Source organism: Streptomyces sp. NPDC046925, from assembly GCF_040644915.1.
GTDB lineage: Bacteria > Actinomycetota > Actinomycetes > Streptomycetales > Streptomycetaceae > Streptomyces.
Genome location: NZ_JBEYWZ010000017.1, coordinates 50,399 through 70,220, shown reverse-complemented (window position 1 = coordinate 70,220; position 19,822 = coordinate 50,399). Strand labels below are relative to the sequence as shown.

Sequence of the window (19,822 nt, the reverse complement as noted above, 5' to 3'; positions counted from 1 at the left end):
GCCGGTCGAGCCGGCCGCCGCCGTCCCTGCCCCGCGCCCGGACCGAGGCCCTCCGGCCTCCGGTCAGAAGCACTTCTTGCCGCCGACGCTCACATCGAGCTTCATGCCCTTGAGCCGGAAGTTCCCGCCGGTCGCCGACCAGGCGTGGGACTTCACCCCGGAGACGGTGATGTCCCCGGCCTGGAGCCCGAACTTGCCCTTCTCGCCCTTGACGCCCGGCACCTCGTCGAGGGTCGAGGCGTCCCGGCCGATCTCGGCCGTGCCGAAGCGGGCGTCGCCTTCCAGGTCCTCGCCGTCGATGATGAGATTGCTCGCGGTGACCTCGCCCGCCGGGCCGCCCGCGGTCAGCTTGAACACCACGTTGCCCACCGGGGTCCTGACCTCGGCGGCCTGGCAGATGTCGGAGAGGGTCGCGTCACCGATGCCGAGGAGCGCCACCGGGTGCCCCTTGCCGTCGATGTCCCGGTCGGTCTGTACGTAGGAGGACAGGCCCTGGCTGGTGAGCTTGCCGGACGACACCTGGAAGCTGGTGCCCGAGACGGCGAAGGAGGCGGCGAGCGCCCCCTCGGCCATCACGGAGGCCATCGCGCCGACGGCCAGCACGGCCGGCAGGGCCACGACGGCCGTCTTCTTCCAGGAGGTTCTGCCTTCGCGCAAAGGGGTGCGCGCTGCGCTCATGAGTCTTCCTCCCGTACGTCGGTCCAGGTGCGTAGGGGGAGTGCGTGAGAGAGCGCCTTCGGACGCCGAACCGGCAGCCGTCGTGCTTCTGCCATACTGCGGATTCCCGAGGCAGTTGGAGACTAGGGCCGAAATTGAATAATAGTCAACAGCGCGGCACAGACCGGCCGGTGGACACCCGTCCGCAGGCGCGCGGCACCGACCGCTCCGTGGCGCGCCGCGCCGAACTCATCACCATCGGGCGGAAGTTGTTCGCCGACACGTCCTACGACGCGCTCTCGATGGACGACATCGCAAAACAGGCGTCCGTCGCCAAGGGGCTGATCTACTACTACTTCAAGTCCAAGCGCGGCTATTACCTCGCGATCATCGAGGACTCCGTCGCCGAACTGGTCGAGCGCGCCGGGCGCCACGACGACCTGCCGCCCGTGGAGCGGGTGCACAGCACCATCGACGGCTATCTGCGCTACGCCGAGCACCACCAGGCCGCGTACCGCACGATCATCAGCGGCGGCGTCGGCTTCGACGCCGAGGTGCACGCCATACGCGACGGGGTGCGCGAGGCCTTGATCGGGGCGATCGCCGACGGCGCCTACGGTCGCCGCGACATCCCGGAGCTGGCGCGCACGGCGCTGCTCGGCTGGCTGTGCAGCGTCGAGGGGGTCACCCTTGACTGGATCGGCGTGCGGGAGCTCTCGCGCGAGACGGTCTGCGACCTCCTCGTGCGGACCCTGGGGAACACCCTGCGCGTCATCGAGGAGTTCGAGCCGTCCTACCCCGCCCCGCCGAGGCCATGAGGAAGGGGCGGGAGCCGTCCGGCTCCCGCCCCAACACCCGCGTGTGCAAGGTCAGTTGATGGCCTTGATCAGCTCGCCGTCCGCCGTGTCCCCGCTGAGCTCCCAGAAGAAGGTGCCGCCGAGACCGGCCTGGTTCTTGTAGTCCATCTTCCCCGCGATGGTCGCCGGGGTGTCATAGCTCCACCAGTTGTTGCCGCAGTGGGCGTACGCGGTCCCGCCGACCGTGCCGTTGGCCGGGCACTTGGTCTTCAGTTCCTTGTAGTCGTCGATGCCCGCCTCGTACTTGCCCGCGGCGGCCCCGGTGGCGGTGCCGCCGGGCTCCTTCTGCGTGACGCCGGTCCAGCCGCGGCCGTAGAAGCCGATGCCGAGCAGCAGCTTGTCCGACGGGACACCCAGACCCTGGAGCTTCTTGATCGTGGAGTCGGTGTTCCAGTTCGCCTTGGGTGCACCCTCATACGCCTTCAGCGGCGAGTGCGGGGCGGTCGGGCCCTTCGCGTCCCAGGCGCCGAAGTAGTCGTACGTCATCGGGTTGTACCAGTCGACGTACTGGGCGGCGCCCGCGTAGTCGGCGGCGTCGATCTTGCCGCCCTCCTCCGCGTCGGCCGGGATGGCCGCGGTGACGAGGTTGTCGCCGCCGAACTTCGAACGCACCGCGGACATCAGGTCCTTGTACGCGGCCCGCCCGCTGGTGTCGCAGGTCAGACCGCAGGCGTTCGGGTACTCCCAGTCGATGTCGATGCCGTCGAAGACGTCGGCCCACTTGGAGTTCTCGACCAGGTCGTAGCAGGACTGGGCGAAGGCGGCCGGGTTCTTGGCGGCCTCGGTGAAGCCGCCGGACCAGGTCCAGCCGCCGAAGGACCACAGAACCTTGAGGTCCGGGTGCTTCTTCTTCAGCTTGCGCAGCTGGTTGAAGTTGCCGCGCAGGTCCTGGTCCCAGGTGTCGGCCACGCCGTCGACCGACTGGTCGGCGGTGTACGCCTTGTCGGTGGCAGCGTAGGCGTCGCCCATCGTGCACTTGCCGCCCTGGACGTTGCCGAAGGCGTAGTTGATGTGCGTGAGCTTGTCGGCCGAGCCGGACGTGTCGATGTTCTTGACGTGGTAATTCCGGTCGTAGACACCCCACTCGGTGAAGTATCCGACGACCTTGGAGCCTGCCGCCTTGGAGTCCGCGGCCTTGGCGGTACCGGTTTCGGGGCCGGCGGCGGCGGTGCCCGCGCCGGCGAGCAGACCTCCGCCGAGAACGGCACAACACGCGGTGGCGACGAGCGCCCGGAAGGGAGCGCGGGGGAGGTGCGGTCTGAGCATCGTTTCTCCTCGTGGGGGGAGAGGGCGCATGGGGGGACATGGTGCTTTTGACCTGCGGATGCCCTGCGGATGTCGCGGGGACATCGGTGAAGCTTGAATTGGCATGAACGCGGTAAGGCGTTCGGCTGGACTCTAGGAGGACTAGACCAGTGGGGTCAATGGTTCGGACCAATTCCGGGCCGCTCTTGCGGCCGTCGGTTATCTTTTGAGTAAGCGGTCGTTAACTAGTGACTGGCCGCCGCTGATCGGGCATACTCAACGCGCCACAGCCGCTGGTCACAGCACCTTCCGCGACCCGGAAGGGCACCACCGGCCGGGGCGTGAGACACGGTGGCGCCGCACTACCCCGCGGGTCCGCCGCAGTGCCGAAAGGGAGGATGCGATCGCCATGCCTGAGCGAACCTTGCAGCAGTCGGTGGACCGTCAGTTGCCCACGGACGAGGCGCGGGATCTGTTCTCGCTCGTCCGTGATCTCGTCCAGCGGGAGATAGCTCCCCGGGCGGCCGACGAAGAGGACGCCGGGGTCTTCCCGCGCGAGGTCTTCACGCTGCTCTCCGAATCCGGACTGCTCGGGCTTCCGTACTCCTCCGAATTCGGCGGCGGCGACCAGCCGTACGAGGTCTATCTCCAGGTTCTCGAAGAGCTCGCCGCCGCCCGGCTCACCGTCGGCCTCGGTGTCAGCGTCCACTCCCTGTCCTGCCACGCGCTCGCGGGCTACGGCACCAAGGAGCAGCAGGCCGAGCACCTTCCGGCGATGCTCGGCGGCGGACTGCTCGGGGCGTACTGCCTCTCCGAGCCCGCCTCCGGTTCGGACGCCGCGTCCCTGCGGACGAAGGCCGTGCGCGACGACGACGGCTGGGTGATCACCGGAACGAAGGCGTGGATCACGCACGGCGGAGTCGCCGACTTCTACACCGTGCTCGCCCGCACCGGCGGCGAAGGAGCCCGTGGCATCTCCGCGTTCCTGGTGCCGGGCGACGCCGAGGGTCTGGACGCGGCGCAGCCCGAGAAGAAGATGGGCATGAAGGGCTCGCCCACGGCCCAGATCAATTTCGACGGGGTGCGGGTCCCCGACTCCCGCCGCATCGGCGAGGAGGGCCAGGGCTTCGCGATCGCGCTCTCCGCGCTCGACTCGGGGCGGCTCGGGATCGCGGCCTGCGCCATCGGCGTGGCCCAGGCGGCCCTTGACGAGGCACTGCGCTACGCCACCGAGCGGCAGCAGTTCGGGCGGCCGATCGCGGACTTCCAGGGTCTGCGCTTCATGCTGGCGGACATGGCGACGCAGATCGAGGCGGGCCGGGCGCTCTATCTCTCCGCGGCGCGGCTGCGCGACGCGGGCAGGCCGTTCTCCAAGCAGGCGGCCATGGCCAAGCTGCTGTGCACGGACGCCGCGATGAAGGTCACGACGGACGCCGTGCAGGTCCTCGGCGGCTATGGCTACACCGCGGACTTCCCCGTGGAGCGCTTCATGCGCGAGGCCAAGGTGCTGCAGATCGTCGAGGGCACCAATCAGATCCAGCGGATGGTCATCGCCCGTCACCTCGCGGGTCCCGACTCGCGCTGAACTGGCCGAGCCTGACCTGCGGCGCCGCGAGCCGCACCCACTCCGGGTCGTGGCGCCCCGGCAGGGTCCTGCCCCGCTCGGCCCAGTTGCGCAGGAGGGCGCGGTAGATCGGCGGGTCGAGGACGTGCGGGGGCTGGGGTTGAGGCGGCGGCGGGGGCTGCGGGGCGTGCTGCGGGGGCTGTTGGGGGTGCTGCGCGTGCTGCGGTTGCTGGGGGTGCGGCGCCTGCTGAGAGTGCAGCGGCGGCTGCTGGGGATGCTGAGGAACCGATTCTGCGGCGTCGGGCGGGGGAGCCGTCAGGAGGGTGCGCCTGCGTCGGCCGGTCGGCGGGTGCGCCACGGGCATCGGCGTGGGGGTGGTCATGCAGGGCCAACGCCCGCCGCGGGGGACAGGTCACCACCCGCCGCATTCGACCGTGCGTTCGCGACGTGCCCGCGCGGCGGCCGCGGGGCGCTTCCCGCCGTGCCCCGCGCCCGTACGGCCCGTACGGCCCACACGGCCCGGCGCCTTGCGTGAACGCGGGCCGGCACGTCTCTGGCTCCGTCGCACGAGCTGACGTACCGTCAACTCCGCGCCGGAGGCCCGGCATCAGCGCCGGGCTCGCCAACTGCCGTGCGAACAGGGAGGTTTGCCGTGGCAGACGACCGTCCCGTCCCGCTCGACGAGTACCCGATCCATCAGGTGCCGCTGTCCATGAAGCAGGTCGCGACGGGCGACCGCAACGCCTACGACCGCTGCATCTTCCACCTCTTCGACCACGAGGGCCGATCGCTCCTCATCCTCGGGCTCGGCGTCTACCCGAACGTCGGTGTGATCGACGCCTACGCCACCCTGCGCAGAGGGGATACGCTCCACGCCGTACGCGCCTCGGACGCGCTCGGCGACGACCGGATGAACCTCTCCGTCGGCCCGCTGACCATCACCGTCGATGAACCGCTGCAACGGCTGCGCCTGAGGTGCGCCGCCGATCCCGACGACCCCGCCTCCCTCTCGTACGACATCACGTGGAACGCCTCCTTCCCCGCCCTCTGGGAGCCGCACCACATCCAGCGGCGCGGCGACCGGCTCTCCCTCGAAGGGCGCCGCTTCGTCCAGGCGGGCGGCTGTACCGGCGTGATCCGTGTCGGCGGAGATGACATCCCGGTGACGGCGGGGGAGTGGACCGCGACGCGCGACCGCAGCTGGGGCGTGCGGCCGATCCCCGGCGAGGAACGCGGTCGCCTTGAGGAGGAGTTCGGCACCGAGGGCTTCCACTGGATCTGGAGCCCGGTGCGCTTCGAGGACCGTTTCCTCATGGTCATCGCCCAGGAGGACGCGGACGGCTACCGCACCCTCAACGAAGCGACGCTCGTACGACACGGGGCGCGCGACCGGCAGCTCGGCTGGCCGCAGGCCGACATCACCTACCGCTCCGGCACCCGCCACCCCGAACGCGCCGTCATCCACCTCACCGACCCCGACGACCGCAAGCCCATGGAGCTCGGCGTCGAGGTCCTTGCCTCGATGCCGCTGGCCGTGGGCGCCGGATATCCGCCCGCCGACGACTGGCAGCACGGCACCTGGCAGGGGCGCGGCTGGAGCGACCGCCGCCGGTACGACCTGTCGGACCCGGCCGCGCATCCCATGGCCGCGTACGGCGTCATCGACCACGCGGCCCGCTTCACCCTCAACGGGCAGACGGGATACGGGATCTTCGAACACGGCAGCTTCGGCCGCCACGACCCGAGCGGCTTCACCGGCTTCGACTCGGTCGCGCCCTGAGATCAGCAGTCGACCTGAGAACCAGCAGTCGAAAGGAGCCCGGTGATGGCGACAGCGCCCAGCCCCCGCACCACCACCCGCGACCCGGAGGAGCTCACCCGCAGGCTCACGGCCTGGCTCGGCGCCCGGCTGCCCGGCGCCAAGGCCACCGGCGTACGGGTCCCCGAGTCCAACGGCATGTCGAGCGAGACCCTGCTCTTCGACATCGAGCACCCGCAACCCCCGCTGCGCGCCTGCGCGTTACGCGTGGCGGCGGACCCGGCCGCGTACACGATCTTCCCCGTCTACGACCTGCCGCGCCAGCACCGCACCATGCGGCTCGTCGCCGAGAACACGGACCTGCCCGTGCCGCGCGTGCTGTGGCTCGAGGAGGATCCGGCGCCGCTCGGAGCGCCCTTCTTCGTCATGGAGCGGGTCGAGGGACGCGTGCCGCCGGACGTCATGCCCTATACGTACGAGGGGAATTGGCTGCACTCCGCGAGCGACGCCGAACGCGCGCACCTGGAGGAGGCGTCGATCCGGCTGCTCGCCCGCCTGCACGACCAAGCGCCCGCCGGGGACGCCGCGTTCCTCGCACTGCCCGGCGAAGGCAGCCCGCTGCGGCGGCACGTGAGGGCCCAACGCGCCTACTACGCATGGGTGGTCGACGGGCTGCCCCGCTCGCCCCTCATCGAGAGCGCCTTCGAACGCCTCGAGGAGTGGTGGCCGGCCGACGAGGGCGAGACCGTCCTCAACTGGGGCGACGCACGCATCGGCAACGTCATCTACGACGGCTTCGAACCCGCGGCCGTCCTGGACTGGGAGATGGCCGCGCTCGCGCCCCGCGAGGTCGATCTGGGCTGGACGGTCTACCTGCACCGCTTCTTCCAGGACCTGACGGTGAGCTTCGGGCAGGAGGGCCTGCCCGGATTCCTGCGCCGGGACCGCGTCGAGGAGAGCTATGCCCGGCTCACCGGCCACACGCCGCGGGACATGGACTTCTACACGCTGTACGCGGCGCTGCGGCACGCCGTCGTCATGCTGCGCGTCGCCTACCGGCAGGTGCACTTCGGTGAGGCCGCGGTCCCCGAGGACCCGGACACGCTGATCCTGCACCACGCCAGCCTGGCGGCCATGGTGCAGGGCAGCTACTGGTAGCCGTCAGGCCGCGGAGCGGCGGTCGGGCAGGGGGACGATGCGACGCGGGCGCGAGCCCTGGCCGCCCACGTGCGAGAAGGGCTGCGTCCGCCAGTCGAGTCCCTGAGGGAGCGTCAACAGCAGGCCCGTGTCCTGCTCCTGAGCCTCCATCGAATCGTCCGCGGGCTCCGCGTCGGCCGCGGCGCGGCCCGTGCCCGCACACACCGTGAGCCCGAACGGGTCCCATCGCGTGGCGCACAGCGCGTGCTCGGGCAGAACGTCCTCGTCGGCGAGCAGCGCGATCGGCTGCGCGCAGTCGGGGCACGTCACGCGGTACATCTCGAAAGTGTCGTACGCGTCGAACTCGGTCTCGGCCGGTTCGACGCCCTCCGATACGGAGGTGGACGCGGATTCATCGGAGCGCTGCTGCTTGCTGCGGGCAGAGCGACCGGGGCGCTTCAAGTTCTGCATGGGATTCTCCCCCTTGGGTGGGCCGAGAAGGCGCTGCGGCCTCGACCACAGCAAGCACTTCCCGTCCCGTCGTAGAGGTAATCGTGGCATCCCTTTGGACACGGTCACAGGTATGTGTCGTTCGTCACATGCCCCGAGAAGATGCCGCCGCCGTCCCCACAGGTATCCGGAGGGATCAAGAGCCCTGTAGGTTCAGCGCATGGAGGAGCTGGACCGACAGATCGTGCAGCTGCTCGTCAAGGACGGGCGGATGAGCTACACCGACCTGGGCAAGGCCACGGGCCTGTCCACATCGGCCGTGCACCAGCGTGTGCGCCGCCTGGAACAGCGCGGTGTCATCCGCGGCTATGCCGCGGTCGTGGACCCGGAGGCCGTGGGCCTGCCGCTCACGGCTTTCATCTCGGTGAAGCCGTTCGACCCCAGCGCGCCCGACGACATCGCCGAACGCCTCGCCGGCGTCCCGGAGATCGAGGCGTGCCACAGCGTCGCCGGCGACGAGAACTACATCCTCAAGGTGCGCGTCTCGACGCCCCTGGAGCTCGAACACCTGCTGAGCCGCCTGCGGGCACTGGCCGGAGTCTCCACCCGGACCACGGTCGTGCTCTCCACGCCGTACGAGGCCAGGCCCCCGCAGGTCTGAGCGGCCCGCGGGCGGCCGCGGCGGGCGACCCTGGCGCGGGGCCCGGACCAGCAGGGGCCAGACTGTTCCCATGAGCGAGAGCACCACCCCCCAGAACGGCCCTGAGGGCCACCGCACCGTGCTGCTGCGCGGCGGAGACGTCCACAGCCCCGCAGATCCCTTCGCCACGGCGATGGTCGTCGAACGCGGGCACGTCGCCTGGGTGGGATCCGAGGGCGCGGCCGACGCGTTCGCCGACGGCGTGGACGAGGTCATCGACCTCGACGGCGCGCTCGTCACCCCCGCGTTCACCGATGCGCATGTGCACACCACGGCGACCGGACTCGCCCTGACGGGGCTCGATCTGACGGGTGCGCGCTCCCTCGGCGACGCCCTCGCGCTCGTACGCGAACACACCGCCGCCCGGCCGCACGACCGTGTCCTCCTCGGCCACGGCTGGGACGCCGCCCGCTGGAGCGACGGACGGCCGCCCACGCGCGCCGAACTCGACGAGGCGGCAGGCGGCCGTCCCCTCTATCTCTCCCGCATCGACGTCCACTCGGCCGTCGTCACCACCGCGCTGCTCGACCTCGTCCCCGGTATCACCGGGCGCACGGGCTTCCACGCCGACGCACCGCTGACCGCCGACGCCCACCACGCGGTGCGCGCCGCCGCCCTCGGCGCCCTCACCCCGCAGCAGCGCACCGAGGCGCAGCGCGCGGCCCTGCGGCATGCCGCGTCCCTCGGCATCGGCTCGGTGCACGAGTGCGCCGGGCCCGACATCTCCGGCGAGGACGACCTCACGGGCCTCCTGCGTCTCGCCGCGGAAGAGGCCGGGCCCCGCGTCGTCGGCTACTGGGCGCAGCACGGCGAGGAAGGCATCGCCCGTGCAAAGGAGCTGGGTGCCCACGGCGCCGCGGGCGACCTCTTCGTGGACGGCGCGCTCGGCTCGCACACCGCCTGCCTGCACGAGCCGTACGCCGACTCCGGCCACACCGGCACCGCCTATCTGGACGCCGCCGCCGTCGCCGCGCACGTCGTCGCCTGCACCGAGGCCGGGGTCCAGGCGGGCTTCCACGCCATCGGGGACGCCGCGATGACCGCCGTCGTCGAGGGCTTCCGCGCCGCCTCGGAGAAGGTCGGCCGGGCCCGCGTCCGCGCCGCCAGACACCGCGTCGAGCACGCCGAGATGCTCACCCCGGAGGCGATCGCCGCCTTCGCCGAACTGGGCTTCACCGCCTCCGTGCAGCCCGCCTTCGACGCCCTGTGGGGCGGCGACGACGGCATGTACGTCCAGCGCCTCGGCGCCGAGCGGGCCCGCATGCTCAACCCTTACGCGGGCCTCCTGCGCACCGGCGTTCCCCTCGCTTTCGGCTCCGACAGCCCCGTCACCCCGCTCGATCCCTGGGGCACCGTCCGCGCCGCCGCGTTCCATCAGACCCTCGAGCACCGGGTGTCGGTGCGGGCCGCGTTCACCGCGCACACCCGCGGCGGCTGGCGGGCCATCGGCCGGGACGACGCGGGGATCCTGGTGCCGGGAGCACCGGCCGACTACGCCGTCTGGCGGACCGCTGACCTCGTGGTCCAGGCACCGGACGACCGGGTCGCGCGTTGGTCGACCGATCCGCGCTCCGGCACGCCCGGCCTGCCCGACCTGACGCCGGGCGCCGAACTCCCCGTCTGCCTGCGCACGGTGGTCTTCGGACAGCCGGTCTACGTACGGCCGGACGAGTGATGTCCCGGCGCTGCGTACCGCCGATCGCGGCCCGTTGGCGCGTCGCACGACCTGCGTATCCTCGGCACTGACCTGGCTGTCTTTGGGATCGCCGCAGGTCAAACGGCTATTGACAGAACGCCGCCGTGGGCCGGTAGGTTCGGCCGGGTCCACCAAAGGACGTCCGACCGGAGAATTTCCCCGCAAGCCGTCGAACGCCGCTGGGCCATGGGCGGTGTGCCGCACCGGCGCACCACCACTGGGAGCCAGGTCCAGCGCCCGCGCCGCGGACGCGAGGGAACGTTCCACCGGGCCGGCAGGTGTGACCCGGGTGGGGCCCGGACGCTCAGTAGACAACGGCTCTCGGTCGACCCGCAGCCAGCGGGCCCCAGGTCGGCCCGAAGGGCGCCGGGCCCCGACCCGCAGTACTCCCCCCTCCAACCGCACGTGCCGCCGTGGCCGTGCGCGACGCGGCCACTATGGTGGTCCTCTGCGTACGAACGAAGGGGCAGTAGTGAACGACGGCGGTGGGGTCTCCGGAACCGGAGACCAGGCGAGGCAGTTCGGCCCGCTCGGCATGGCCTTGGTGATCATTCCGACCTACAACGAGGCGGAGAACATCCAGTCCATCGTCGGCCGTGTCCGCGTGGCCGTGCCCGAGGCGCACATCCTCGTCGCCGACGACAACAGCCCCGACGGCACCGGCAAGATCGCCGATGAACTCGCGGCCGAGGACGGGCATGTCCACGTGCTGCACCGCAAGGGCAAGGAAGGCCTCGGCGCGGCCTATCTCGCGGGCTTCCAGTGGGGCCTGGACAACGACTACGGCGTGCTCGTGGAGATGGACGCCGACGGCTCCCACCAGCCCGAGGAGCTGCCCAGGCTGCTCACCGCGCTCAAGGGCGCCGACCTCGTGCTGGGCTCGCGCTGGGTGCCGGGCGGGCGGATCGTGAACTGGCCCAAGTACCGCGAGATGATCTCCCGCGGCGGCAGCACGTACTCCCGGCTGATGCTCGACGTGCCGATCCGTGACGTCACGGGCGGCTACCGCGCCTTCCGCCGCGAGACCCTCGAAGGCATCGGCCTCGGTGAGGTCGCCTCGCAGGGCTACTGCTTCCAGGTCGACCTCGCGCGCCGGGCGATCAAGTCGGGCTACCACGTCGTCGAGGTGCCGATCACCTTCGTCGAGCGGGAGCTCGGCGACAGCAAGATGAGCCAGGACATCGTCGCCGAGGCGCTGTGGCGCGTCACGGCGTGGGGCGTGGGGGAGCGCGTCGGCCGGGTCGGCCGCGTGCTCGGCCGCAAGGACACCAAGGACGTCAGGGACGCCAAGGACGTCAGGGACGTGAAGGACGCCAAGGGCGTCACGGAGGTCAGGGACGTCAAGGACGTCAAGGGCGTCACGGACACCCCGGACGCCAAGGACAGCAAGGACGCAGCGGGATCGCAGGAGCCCCCCAAGGCTGCCGAGACCCCCTGACGGCCGCTCCGGCCGCCGCTTGTTGATCATCCCTTTATGCCGGTCTGAGCCGGGCCCAGGCACACTGGAGCCATGACGACTGGCGCATCGCCCACCCGACCTGCCCGGCCCCGGCGCTCACGCGTCCTGAGGTTCCTGCCGCTCGGCATCGCCGCGTGGCTGGTCCTGGAGATCTGGCTGCTCACGATGGTGGCGGGCGCCGCGGGCGGGCTCACGGTGTTCCTGCTGCTCGTGGCCGGTGTGGTGCTCGGCGGCATGGTCATCAAGCACGCCGGTCGCCGGGCCTTCCGGGAGCTGAGCGAGGCCGTACAACAGCAGCAGAGCGGCCTGGCGCCGCATCCCTCCGAGCGGGGCGGGGGCAACGCCCTGACGATGCTGGGCGGCCTGCTGATCATCCTGCCGGGGCTGATCTCCGACGCGCTCGGGCTGCTCCTGCTCGTGCCGCCGGTCCAGAAGGCCGTGAGTCGTACGGCCGAGCGGACCTTCGAGCGCAAGGTCCGCGAGGCCGCCACCCAGGGTGGCCTCGGCGAGGCCTTCCAGCAGGCGCGCATGCACCGTCCGGACGGCAAGGTCGTCCAGGGCGAGGTCATCAGGGACGACGAGCGACCGGCCCGCGACCCGCACCCGGACGACCCCCAGCTCCCGCCCCGCTGAGCCGAGCGGGAGCTGTGCGGGCCCGCTGAGCCCAGCGGGCCCGCACAGCCGGCCCCGAACAGCACGAAGGCCGGGGCCACTGCTCAGCAGTGGCCCCGGCCTTCGTGTGCGGTGTTCTTCAGTCGGCCGTGTGGCTCAGTTCGCCGTCAGGCGGACTTCCGGCTGTCCCGCGGGTGCACCGCGATGTTCATGGCTCCTGAACGGAGAACCGCGAGGCGCTCCTCCAGGACCTCCTCGAGTTCTTCTCGAGTACGGCGCTCCATGAGCATGTCCCAGTGCGTACGCGCGGGCTTCCCCTTCTTCTCCTCAGGTCCATCGCCGTCAACGAGGAGTGCCTGGGCCCCGCAGACCTTGCACTCCCACTCCGGCGGGATTTCCGCCTCTACCGAGAAGGGCATCTCAAAACGATGTCCGTTCTGGCATGCGTACTCCACGGCCTGGCGCGGAGCCAAGTCGATGCCGCGGTCGGTCTCGTAGCTGGTCACCACGAGGCGCGTGCCGCGAAGAGCTCGCTCACTCATGAATCGTGCCTCCCGGGCTTGTCGCCCACAGGACAGGTGTCGCTGTCGTCGTCATCCGGTCAACGTCCGGTCGGCGGTAAAGATTCCCGTTAAGGGTCATGCGTCGCCGTCGTATGCCGCCCCTTGTTGTACCCACCAGCGCCCGGTATGTCACATCTGACAGAGGATGTCACCCTGCGTTTCTGAATCTCCAGCGCGCAGTAACGGTCCGCCTGGTAAGCCAAACGCGTACACTACCGCCCTTTGGCTTCAGTTGCTAAATCCTGTCGGGTACGGGATTTCCCGCGTCGCGGATCGCACGCCGTACGGGTACCCGCGCGAGCAGGACGAAACCGATCACGAAGAAGGCCACGAGCGAGAGGATCGCGTCGCGGTAGCTCCCCGTGAGCTGGTACGTCAGGCCGAAGATCAGCGGCCCGAGCCAGGCCATGCCGCGGTCGCTGATCTCGTACGCGGAGAAGTACTCGGCCTCCTTGCCCGCGGGCACCAGATGCGAGAACAGGGACCGCGAGAGCGCCTGCGAACCCCCGAGCACCAGACCGATCCCCGCCGCGAGCACGAAGAACCACACCGGCGCGCCCGCGGGCAGGAAGAACCCGGCCCCGATCGTGACCGTCCACGCCACGAGCGATCCGAGGATGGTGCGCTTGGCCCCGTACGTCCGTGCGAGGCGTCCCATGGCGAGCGCTCCCGCCACCGCGAGCACCTGTACGAGGAGGACCGCCACGATCAGCGTGGACTGGTCGAGGCCGAGCTCTTCGGAGCCGTAGACGGACGCCTGGGAGATCACCGTCTGCACGCCGTCGTTGTAGACGAGGTAGGCGAGCAGGAAGGACAGCGTGTGCGGATGGCGGCGCATGTCGCGCACGGTCGCCGCCAGCTGCCGCCAGCCGCGGGCCGACCCCTGGGCCGACCGGGACGACTGCGGGGGCGCCACCCTGCGATCACGCAGCCGCCGCAGCGGTACGAGGGAGAAGGCGCCCCACCACACGCCCGCCGACGCCAGGCAGATGCGCACGGCCGTCGACTCCGAGACGCCGAAGGTGTCATGGGCCAGGAACAGGACCAGATTCGCCACCAGGACCAGCGCGCCCGACGCGTAACCGAACGCCCAGCCGCGCGAGGAGACCGCGTCGCGCTCCTCGGGCGGGGCGATCTGCGGCAGAAAGGAGTTGTAGAGCACCATCGAGACGGCGAGCGAGGCGTTGGCGACGATCAGGAGGAAGCCGCCGAGGAGATAGCGGTCGCCGTCCAGGAAGAACATGCCGGCCGTCGCCGCGGCCCCCAGATAGGCGGCCACCGCCAGCAGCGGCTTCTTGCGGCCCGTGCGGTCGGCGGCGGCGCCCGCGAGCGGCATGACGAAGACCGAGAGGATCACCGAGGCCGACACCGCGTACGCGAAGAAGGACCCGGCGCTGATCGGTATGCCGAGCGGGCGGACGTACCCGTCGCCGTCCGCGGCCGACTTCGCTATCTGCGTCAGATACGGGCCGAGGAAGACGGTCAGGACGCTCGTCGAATAGACCGAGCACGCCCAGTCGTAGAAGTACCAGCCGCGCTGCTCGCGCCGTCGCTCCGCGACGCTCGCGTCGGCCGGTGGCGTCGTCCGCACGGTGTCGGTGCCCACCCGTGCCCCCTCGCTGGTTCCCGTGGTCCGCTGCCGCCCCGGAGGCGGTCAGGCCCAGGCTCCCCGGTCCTTCAGCACTTCGCGCAGCGTCTCGATGTGATCAGAGATGATGCCATCTACACCGAGGTCGAGGAGAGCGGCCATCCGCTCCGCGTCGTTGACCGTCCAGACGTGCACCTGGAGCCCGCGCGCGTGGGCCGCACGCACGAAGCGGCGGTCCACCACCCGGATCCCGGCGTGCGTCTCGGGCACCTGCGCGCACACCGCGGAACGGCGCACGGGGGCGGGGACACCGAAGGAGCTCAGCCGCAGGGCCGCCACGCCCCGGGTGCCGTACGAGGTGGCGAGGCGGGGGCCCGCGAGCCGCTGGGCCCGGGCCACCCTGGCCTCGGAGAACGACCCGACGCACACGCGGTCCCAGGCGTCGGTGCGGCGCAGCAGGTCCAGGAGCGGGCGCAGGGCGGGCTCGGCCTTCACGTCCACGTTCCAGCGGACGTCGGGGAAGGACTCAAGGAGCTCTTCGAAGAGGGGCACCGGCTCGCTGCCCGCCACGCGCGCGTGCCGCACGGCGCTCCAGGGGAGGTCGGCGATCTGCCCGGCCGTGTCCGTCACCCGGTCGAGCGTCGCGTCGTGGAAGGCCACGAGGCGGCCGTCCGACGTGGCGTGCACGTCCGTCTCGATGTAGCGGTACCCCAGGTCGACCGCGCGCCGGAACGCGGCGGTGGTGTTCTCCAGGCCGTCCGCCGCCCCGCCGCGGTGGGCGAAGGGGAGCGGTCCCGGATGGTCGAGATAGGGGTGGCGTACGCGCGTGGTCACGGCTGCAGTATTGCCTGCTCCGGTTGACCTCCGGCAGCCGCGGTGTCACGCGCGGGCGGCGCGGGGACGGCGAAGAGGCGCAGGAAGAACTGGGCGAGGGGGCCGATCGCCAGGGCGTAGAGGACCGTTCCGACGCCCACTGTGCCGCCGAAGACGAAGCCGGTGACGACCACCGCCACCTCCACCAGCGTCCGCATGAGACGGATCGAGCGGCCGGTGCGCTGGTGCAGGCCCGTCATCAGGCCGTCCCGCGGTCCGGGGCCGAACTTCGCCGAGATGTAGAGCCCGGTGGCCGCACCGTTCAGGACGATCCCCGCCACGAGGAGCGGAATGCGGGCGCCGAGCCCGTGCGCGTCCGGCATCAGGGCGAGGGTGGCGTCCATGGCCAGGCCGACGACGAAGACGTTGGACACCGTGCCGAGGCCGGGGCGCTGGCGCAGCGGGATCCACAGGAGCAGCACCACGGCGCCGATGAAGATCGAGACGACGCCGATGGACATCCCGGTCAGCTCGGCGAGGCCCTGGTGCAGCACGTTCCACGGTTCGAGGCCCAGGCCGGACACCACCAGGAGCCCGGAACTCACGCCGTACAGCGCCAGGCCGACGTACAGCTGGATCAGCCTGCGGGCCAGGTGCGGCTGGTGCGACTCAAAGGTCTTCGACGGCTTCGGTGCCTTCGACGGCTTTGCTGCCTTCGGTGGCTTCGGTATGGACAAGGTGTGCCCCCCTGCTGGTGATGTGGCCTGGCACATGACACTCTGTGGCTTGTAACAGGATGCCAACCATGGCCAATTCCAGGAAGGTGGACTGGGAATCATGGCTCAGTGGACTTCGGCGGTGGGCTCCACGCAGCTCGCCCGGCTGCTCACCTCTCAGCAGACACGCCCCGCGGGCCCCGGCACGCGCCGCCCGCCGGCCTACCGCGCCCTCGCCGACGGCATCCGCATGCTCGTCCTCGAAGGCCGCGTCCCGGTCGCCGCGCGCCTGCCCGCCGAGCGCGAACTGGCCGTGTCCCTGGCCGTGAGCCGGACCACGGTCGCGGCCGCGTACGAGGCGCTGCGCACCGAAGGCTTCCTGGAGTCCCGCAGGGGAGCGGGCAGCTGGACCGCTGTTCCGGCCGGAAACCCGCTCCCCGCGCGCGGGCTCGAACCGCTTCCCCCCGAGGCGCTCGGCTCCATGATCGATCTGGGTTGCGCCGCGCTGCCCGCACCGGAGCCCTGGCTCACCCGTGCCGTCCAGGGCGCCCTGGAAGAGCTCCCTCCGTACGCCCATACCCACGGCGACTTCCCGGCCGGTCTGCCCGCCCTGCGCCAGATGCTCGCCGAGCGCTACACCGCGCGCGGCATCCCGACCATGCCCGAACAGATCATGGTGACGACCGGCGCGATGGGCGCCATCGACGCGATCTGCCATCTGTTCGCACCGCGCGGCGAACGCATCGCCGTCGAGTCCCCCTCGTACGCCAACATCCTCCAGCTCATGCGCGAGACGGGTGCCCGTCTGGTCCCCGTCGCCATGTCCGAGGGGCTCGGCGGCTGGGACATGGACCGCTGGCGGCAGGTCCTCCGCGATGCCGCCCCCCGCCTGGCCTACGTGGTCGCGGACTTCCACAACCCCACGGGCGCGCTCGCCGACGAGGACCAGCGGCGGGGGCTCGTCGACGCCGCGCGCTCCGCGGGCACGGTCGTCGTGGTCGACGAGACGATGACCGAGCTGCAGCTCGACGACGACGTGTCGATGCCGCGCCCTGTCTGCGGCTTCGATCCCGCGGGCTCGACCGTCATCACCGTCGGTTCCGCGAGCAAGGCCTTCTGGGCGGGGATGCGCATCGGCTGGGTGCGGGCCGCGCCGGACGTGATCCGCAGCCTGGTGTCGGCACGCGCGTACGCCGACATGGGCACCCCCGTCCTGGAGCAGCTGGCCGTGAACTGGCTCCTGAGCACCGGCGGCTGGGAGTCGGCCGTGCGGGTGCGCAGGGACCAGGCCCGCGAGAACCGCGACGCCCTGGTCGCCGCCGTCCGTCGTGAACTTCCCTCGTGGGAGTTCGTGGTGCCGAAGGGCGGGCTCACCCTGTGGGCGCGGGCCGGCGGCCTCTCCGGCTCCCGCATCGCCGAGATGGGCGAGCGGGTCGGGGTCAGGGTCCCGTCAGGGCCGCGTTTCGGCGTGGACGGAGCCTTCGAGGGGTATGTGCGGCTGCCGTTCACCGTGGGCGGCGCGGTGGCCGAGGAGGCGGCGGTGCGCCTCGCGGCCGCCGCGCGCCTCGTGGAGACGGGGGCGGTCGGGGGAGTGGAGGCGCCGCGGGCCTTCGTGGCGTAGGACTTCGTGGGGGCGCAGGGCGTCCCTCCCGCCTGAGCGTGCTGGGATCGGCTGCGCGGCGGGAGAGACGGGGCGGGCAAGGGCGCGGGCAAAGGCGCGGGCGTGGAGGCGCCGCGGGCCTTCGTGGCGTGGGACTTCGTGGGGGCGCTGGGCCTCCCTCCCGCCTGAGGGTGCCGGGATCGGCTGCGCGGCGGGGGCGGGTGAAGGCGCGGGCAAAGGCGCGGGCGTGGAGGCCCGCGCCTTCGTGGGCCGGGCGTCAGCCCTCGGCGGGCACGGGCTGCGGGGTCGTACGGGGTTCCGTCACCGCGGTGTCGGCCTCGTCGGCGGCCGTGTCGGCCAGGGCCTCGGGCCCGGCCTCGGCTTCCGCCTCGGTGCCGGTGTCCGCGCCGGCGTCGGCGGGGGTGCTGCGGGCGGGCAGCAGATCCGTCACCGCCTGGCGGTGCGCCTCGCTCGTGGCGTCGTCGTACGGATCGGGTGTCGCGGGCACCTGGAGCCGGTGCACCTGGCCGGTGCCGAGCCGGGCGTAGCCGCGGCCGGGCGGGACGTCGGACGTGGGCGTCGTGCGGGGCGGCACCCCGAGGACGTCCTCGATCTGGTCGGGTGTCGCGGGGCCGAGGACCACGCGCGCGCGGGTGTGCTGGCGCACGGGATCGCTCAGGGCGTCCACGCTGTCGAACTGGTCGGCCACCACGACCGTGACGCCCGCCGCCCTGCCGTGCCGCAGCGGCACCTGGAGCAGCGACTGCGGGTCCTTGCGGCCGTCGGCGGCGGCCAGATGACCGAGCACGCTGGGACGGTCCAGGATGATCCACAGGGGGCGCTTGGTGTCCTCGGGGGCGGGGTGGCCCGCCTGGCGGGCGCGGTTGGCGGAGATGAGGCGCCGCTCCGTCTCGTGTGCCGCCCACTCCAGGCTCGCCAGCGCCCCGGCGAGCCCGCACTCGATGGCCAGGACGCCGTCACGGCCGGTCAGGCAGGCGTAGTCGCCGATGCCGCTGCCCTCGATGATCAGGACATCGCCGTGGAGCAGCGCCTGGAGGGCGACGGAGCGCAGCAGGGTGGTGGTGCCGCTGCCGGGTTCGCCGACCACCAGGAGGTGCGGCTCGGTGGAGCGGGGTCCTGTGCGCCAGACGACGGGGGGTACGTCGCGCTGCTCGTCGCCGTCCGTCACGGGGAGGGTGCGCTGGACACCGGTGGGGTCGGTGAAGCCGAGCACGGTCTCTCCGGGGGCCGTGACGAACCGCTGGGCCGCGATGTCGGTGGGCAGCGGGGGCAGCACGTTCACCGTGAGCCGGTTGCCCTCCTCGTCCCACTCGAAGTGGTACTCACGGCCGCGGCCCGACTTCGCGTGCAGCAACTGCTCGATGCGTGCGCGCGATTCGGGCTCGCCGTCGGTGAAGTACGCGGGGTAGCTCACCACCAGATGCGAGACGCGTCCGGTGCCGTCGAACTCGTAGGATGTGAGGGCCTTGTCCCACTCGCCGCCGTGCGCGAAGAGCGGCGCGGGGTCCTCGGGGACGGAGAAGTAGGGGACGAGTGCTTCGTAGAGGGACTGCAACCGCTGGGTCTGCGCCTCGTCGGGGCCCGTGGGCGCGGGCTCCGTGCGTTCCCTGCCGGTCCAGGCGGCGGCCCCCATCAGGCAGATGGCGGCGAGCAGCGGACCGAACGGGATGAGGGCCACGACCAGGACGACGGACGCCACCAGGAACAGCAGCGGTCCCCGCCGGTCCTTGGGGGTGTCGGCCCACTTGCGCCGCCCGGCCCCCGCGAGGCGGCGCAGTCCACGAGTGATCGTGATCAGCGGGTGGAGGACGTCGGTGGCGCTGTCGGCGGCCGACCGGGCGAACTCCCGGCTGCGGGCGATCGAGGCGGTGCCGTTGCTCAGGATGCGGGGGAGGGGGCGCCGGGCCACGTCAGTCTCCAGATGGTGCGAACGAAGTGCTGCGGGGAGCAGGAGGCGTCAGAACTTGATCCCGCCGAGCAGGCTCGCGAGGCTCGCGCTGCCGGCCTTGATGCTCGGGGCGATGGCGGTGCCGGCCATGAAGAAGCCGAAGAGCGCGCAGACCACCGCGTGGGACGCCTTGAGTCCGTCCTTGCGGAAGAACAGGAAGACGATGATGCCGAGCAGCACGACGCCCGAGATGGAAAGGATCATGACGGTTCTCCTGGTTGGTGGGGACAGTCACCATGAGTTGTTCCAGGTTCACAGCATGTATCCATACGATAAAAGGTGCAAATGGGGTAATTTTCCGGAATTTAGCTCGAATGGCGGGCCTCCGGGGGCCTCCCGGGCTGCGCGTCCGGCGGTCGTCGGGTTGCCTTGGTGATCTTTGCCGCGGGCGAGCCCCGTCATGTGCCCGCACGGGCAGTACCCTGTCGATTCACTCG

At 71.4% G+C, this 19,822-nt stretch carries 19 protein-coding genes; 9 read left to right on the top strand and 10 right to left on the bottom strand.

The genetic code is table 11. From position 1 onward, the window contains the following. Nucleotides 1-63: 63 nt before the first annotated feature. Entirely contained in the window at nt 64-678 is a 615-nt protein-coding gene (locus tag ABZ906_RS41125) for a DUF6230 family protein (RefSeq protein ID WP_361391604.1), read from the bottom strand. A 170-nt stretch (nt 679-848) separates the two neighbouring features. On the opposite strand from ABZ906_RS41125, the gene ABZ906_RS41120 reads away from it, so the two are divergent. After that, nucleotides 849-1,475 carry a TetR/AcrR family transcriptional regulator gene (locus ABZ906_RS41120; protein WP_361192196.1) on the top strand — a complete coding sequence of 209 codons (627 nt, stop codon included), beginning with the start codon at nt 849-851 and terminating at the stop codon, nt 1,473-1,475. 51 nt (nt 1,476-1,526) lie between these two features. Here ABZ906_RS41120 and ABZ906_RS41115 read toward each other — a convergent pair whose 3' ends face one another. After that, on the bottom strand, nt 1,527-2,780 hold the full coding sequence (locus ABZ906_RS41115; RefSeq protein WP_361192194.1) for a glycoside hydrolase family 18 protein: 1,254 nt from the start codon (nt 2,778-2,780) through the stop codon (nt 1,527-1,529). A 388-nt stretch (nt 2,781-3,168) separates the two neighbouring features. On the opposite strand from ABZ906_RS41115, the gene ABZ906_RS41110 reads away from it, so the two are divergent. Further along, entirely contained in the window at nt 3,169-4,344 is a 1,176-nt protein-coding gene (locus ABZ906_RS41110) for an acyl-CoA dehydrogenase family protein (RefSeq protein ID WP_361391601.1), read from the top strand. Here ABZ906_RS41110 and ABZ906_RS41105 read toward each other — a convergent pair. Next, the gene (locus ABZ906_RS41105) at nt 4,307-4,705 is read right to left on the bottom strand and encodes a hypothetical protein (RefSeq protein WP_361391810.1); all 399 of its coding nucleotides are present in this window, start codon (nt 4,703-4,705) and stop codon (nt 4,307-4,309) included. The genes ABZ906_RS41110 and ABZ906_RS41105 overlap by 38 nt on opposite strands. A gap of 270 nt (nt 4,706-4,975) precedes the next feature. Here ABZ906_RS41105 and ABZ906_RS41100 point away from each other — a divergent pair, with 270 nt between their 5' ends. Then, a complete protein-coding gene (locus ABZ906_RS41100) occupies nt 4,976-6,103 on the top strand; it encodes a hypothetical protein (protein ID WP_361391598.1) in 1,128 nt (375 codons plus the stop codon). A gap of 45 nt (nt 6,104-6,148) precedes the next feature. Beyond that, entirely contained in the window at nt 6,149-7,240 is a 1,092-nt protein-coding gene (locus ABZ906_RS41095) for a phosphotransferase family protein (protein ID WP_361391595.1), read from the top strand. 3 nt (nt 7,241-7,243) lie between these two features. On the opposite strand, the gene ABZ906_RS41090 is transcribed toward ABZ906_RS41095, so the two are convergent. Further along, entirely contained in the window at nt 7,244-7,690 is a 447-nt protein-coding gene (locus ABZ906_RS41090; protein ID WP_361391592.1) for a hypothetical protein, read from the bottom strand. A gap of 199 nt (nt 7,691-7,889) precedes the next feature. Between ABZ906_RS41090 and ABZ906_RS41085 the strand changes: the two genes are divergently transcribed. From ABZ906_RS41085 to fxsA, 4 genes are all read left to right on the top strand, one after another. Then, nucleotides 7,890-8,330, top strand: coding sequence for an Lrp/AsnC family transcriptional regulator (locus tag ABZ906_RS41085; protein ID WP_361192179.1), 441 nt, complete (start codon nt 7,890-7,892; stop codon nt 8,328-8,330). 70 nt (nt 8,331-8,400) lie between these two features. Continuing rightward, on the top strand, nt 8,401-10,044 hold the full coding sequence (locus ABZ906_RS41080; RefSeq protein ID WP_361391589.1) for an amidohydrolase: 1,644 nt from the start codon (nt 8,401-8,403) through the stop codon (nt 10,042-10,044). Between the two features lie 493 nt (nt 10,045-10,537). Then, nucleotides 10,538-11,503 carry a polyprenol monophosphomannose synthase gene (locus tag ABZ906_RS41075; RefSeq protein ID WP_361391586.1) on the top strand — a complete coding sequence of 322 codons (966 nt, stop codon included), beginning with the start codon at nt 10,538-10,540 and terminating at the stop codon, nt 11,501-11,503. Between the two features lie 72 nt (nt 11,504-11,575). Beyond that, nucleotides 11,576-12,157, top strand: a complete 582-nt coding sequence (gene fxsA / locus ABZ906_RS41070) for an FxsA family membrane protein (RefSeq protein WP_361192170.1) — start codon at nt 11,576-11,578, stop codon at nt 12,155-12,157. A 146-nt stretch (nt 12,158-12,303) separates the two neighbouring features. On the opposite strand, the gene ABZ906_RS41065 is transcribed toward fxsA, so the two are convergent. The 4 genes from ABZ906_RS41065 to ABZ906_RS41050 all read right to left on the bottom strand — a co-directional run bounded on the left by ABZ906_RS41065 (nt 12,304) and on the right by ABZ906_RS41050 (nt 15,873). Continuing rightward, nucleotides 12,304-12,678 carry an RNA polymerase-binding protein RbpA gene (locus ABZ906_RS41065; RefSeq protein ID WP_030360404.1) on the bottom strand — a complete coding sequence of 125 codons (375 nt, stop codon included), beginning with the start codon at nt 12,676-12,678 and terminating at the stop codon, nt 12,304-12,306. A gap of 256 nt (nt 12,679-12,934) precedes the next feature. Continuing rightward, complete coding sequence (locus ABZ906_RS41060) at nt 12,935-14,305, bottom strand: MFS transporter (protein WP_361391583.1); 1,371 nt, start codon at nt 14,303-14,305, stop codon at nt 12,935-12,937. 48 nt (nt 14,306-14,353) lie between these two features. Further along, the gene (locus ABZ906_RS41055) at nt 14,354-15,121 is read right to left on the bottom strand and encodes a glycerophosphodiester phosphodiesterase (protein WP_361391580.1); all 768 of its coding nucleotides are present in this window, start codon (nt 15,119-15,121) and stop codon (nt 14,354-14,356) included. Then, nucleotides 15,118-15,873: a hypothetical protein gene (locus ABZ906_RS41050; protein WP_361391578.1), complete on the bottom strand. Its 756-nt coding sequence runs from the start codon at nt 15,871-15,873 to the stop codon at nt 15,118-15,120. Before ABZ906_RS41050 ends, ABZ906_RS41055 begins: the two co-directional genes overlap by 4 nt. A gap of 64 nt (nt 15,874-15,937) precedes the next feature. Between ABZ906_RS41050 and ABZ906_RS41045 the strand changes: the two genes are divergently transcribed. Next, nucleotides 15,938-17,437: a PLP-dependent aminotransferase family protein gene (locus tag ABZ906_RS41045; RefSeq protein WP_361391575.1), complete on the top strand. Its 1,500-nt coding sequence runs from the start codon at nt 15,938-15,940 to the stop codon at nt 17,435-17,437. 256 nt (nt 17,438-17,693) lie between these two features. On the opposite strand, the gene ABZ906_RS41040 is transcribed toward ABZ906_RS41045, so the two are convergent. After that, nucleotides 17,694-19,346: an ATP-binding protein gene (locus ABZ906_RS41040; protein ID WP_361391572.1), complete on the bottom strand. Its 1,653-nt coding sequence runs from the start codon at nt 19,344-19,346 to the stop codon at nt 17,694-17,696. 48 nt (nt 19,347-19,394) lie between these two features. Then, nucleotides 19,395-19,589 carry a hypothetical protein gene (locus tag ABZ906_RS41035; protein ID WP_160503705.1) on the bottom strand — a complete coding sequence of 65 codons (195 nt, stop codon included), beginning with the start codon at nt 19,587-19,589 and terminating at the stop codon, nt 19,395-19,397. Nucleotides 19,590-19,822 lie beyond the last annotated feature (233 nt).

Coding starts and splice junctions, on each gene's coding strand:
- ABZ906_RS41050 (WP_361391578.1), bottom strand. CDS start 15,873: ATGTGCCAGGCCACATCACCAGCAGGGGGGCACACCTTGTCCATACCG.
- ABZ906_RS41065 (WP_030360404.1), bottom strand. CDS start 12,678: ATGAGTGAGCGAGCTCTTCGCGGCACGCGCCTCGTGGTGACCAGCTAC.
- ABZ906_RS41115 (WP_361192194.1), bottom strand. CDS start 2,780: ATGCTCAGACCGCACCTCCCCCGCGCTCCCTTCCGGGCGCTCGTCGCC.
- ABZ906_RS41125 (WP_361391604.1), bottom strand. CDS start 678: ATGAGCGCAGCGCGCACCCCTTTGCGCGAAGGCAGAACCTCCTGGAAG.
- ABZ906_RS41080 (WP_361391589.1), top strand. CDS start 8,401: ATGAGCGAGAGCACCACCCCCCAGAACGGCCCTGAGGGCCACCGCACC.
- ABZ906_RS41090 (WP_361391592.1), bottom strand. CDS start 7,690: ATGCAGAACTTGAAGCGCCCCGGTCGCTCTGCCCGCAGCAAGCAGCAG.
- fxsA (WP_361192170.1), top strand. CDS start 11,576: ATGACGACTGGCGCATCGCCCACCCGACCTGCCCGGCCCCGGCGCTCA.
- ABZ906_RS41085 (WP_361192179.1), top strand. CDS start 7,890: ATGGAGGAGCTGGACCGACAGATCGTGCAGCTGCTCGTCAAGGACGGG.
- ABZ906_RS41045 (WP_361391575.1), top strand. CDS start 15,938: ATGGCTCAGTGGACTTCGGCGGTGGGCTCCACGCAGCTCGCCCGGCTG.
- ABZ906_RS41035 (WP_160503705.1), bottom strand. CDS start 19,589: ATGATCCTTTCCATCTCGGGCGTCGTGCTGCTCGGCATCATCGTCTTC.
- ABZ906_RS41095 (WP_361391595.1), top strand. CDS start 6,149: ATGGCGACAGCGCCCAGCCCCCGCACCACCACCCGCGACCCGGAGGAG.
- ABZ906_RS41110 (WP_361391601.1), top strand. CDS start 3,169: ATGCCTGAGCGAACCTTGCAGCAGTCGGTGGACCGTCAGTTGCCCACG.
- ABZ906_RS41105 (WP_361391810.1), bottom strand. CDS start 4,705: ATGACCACCCCCACGCCGATGCCCGTGGCGCACCCGCCGACCGGCCGA.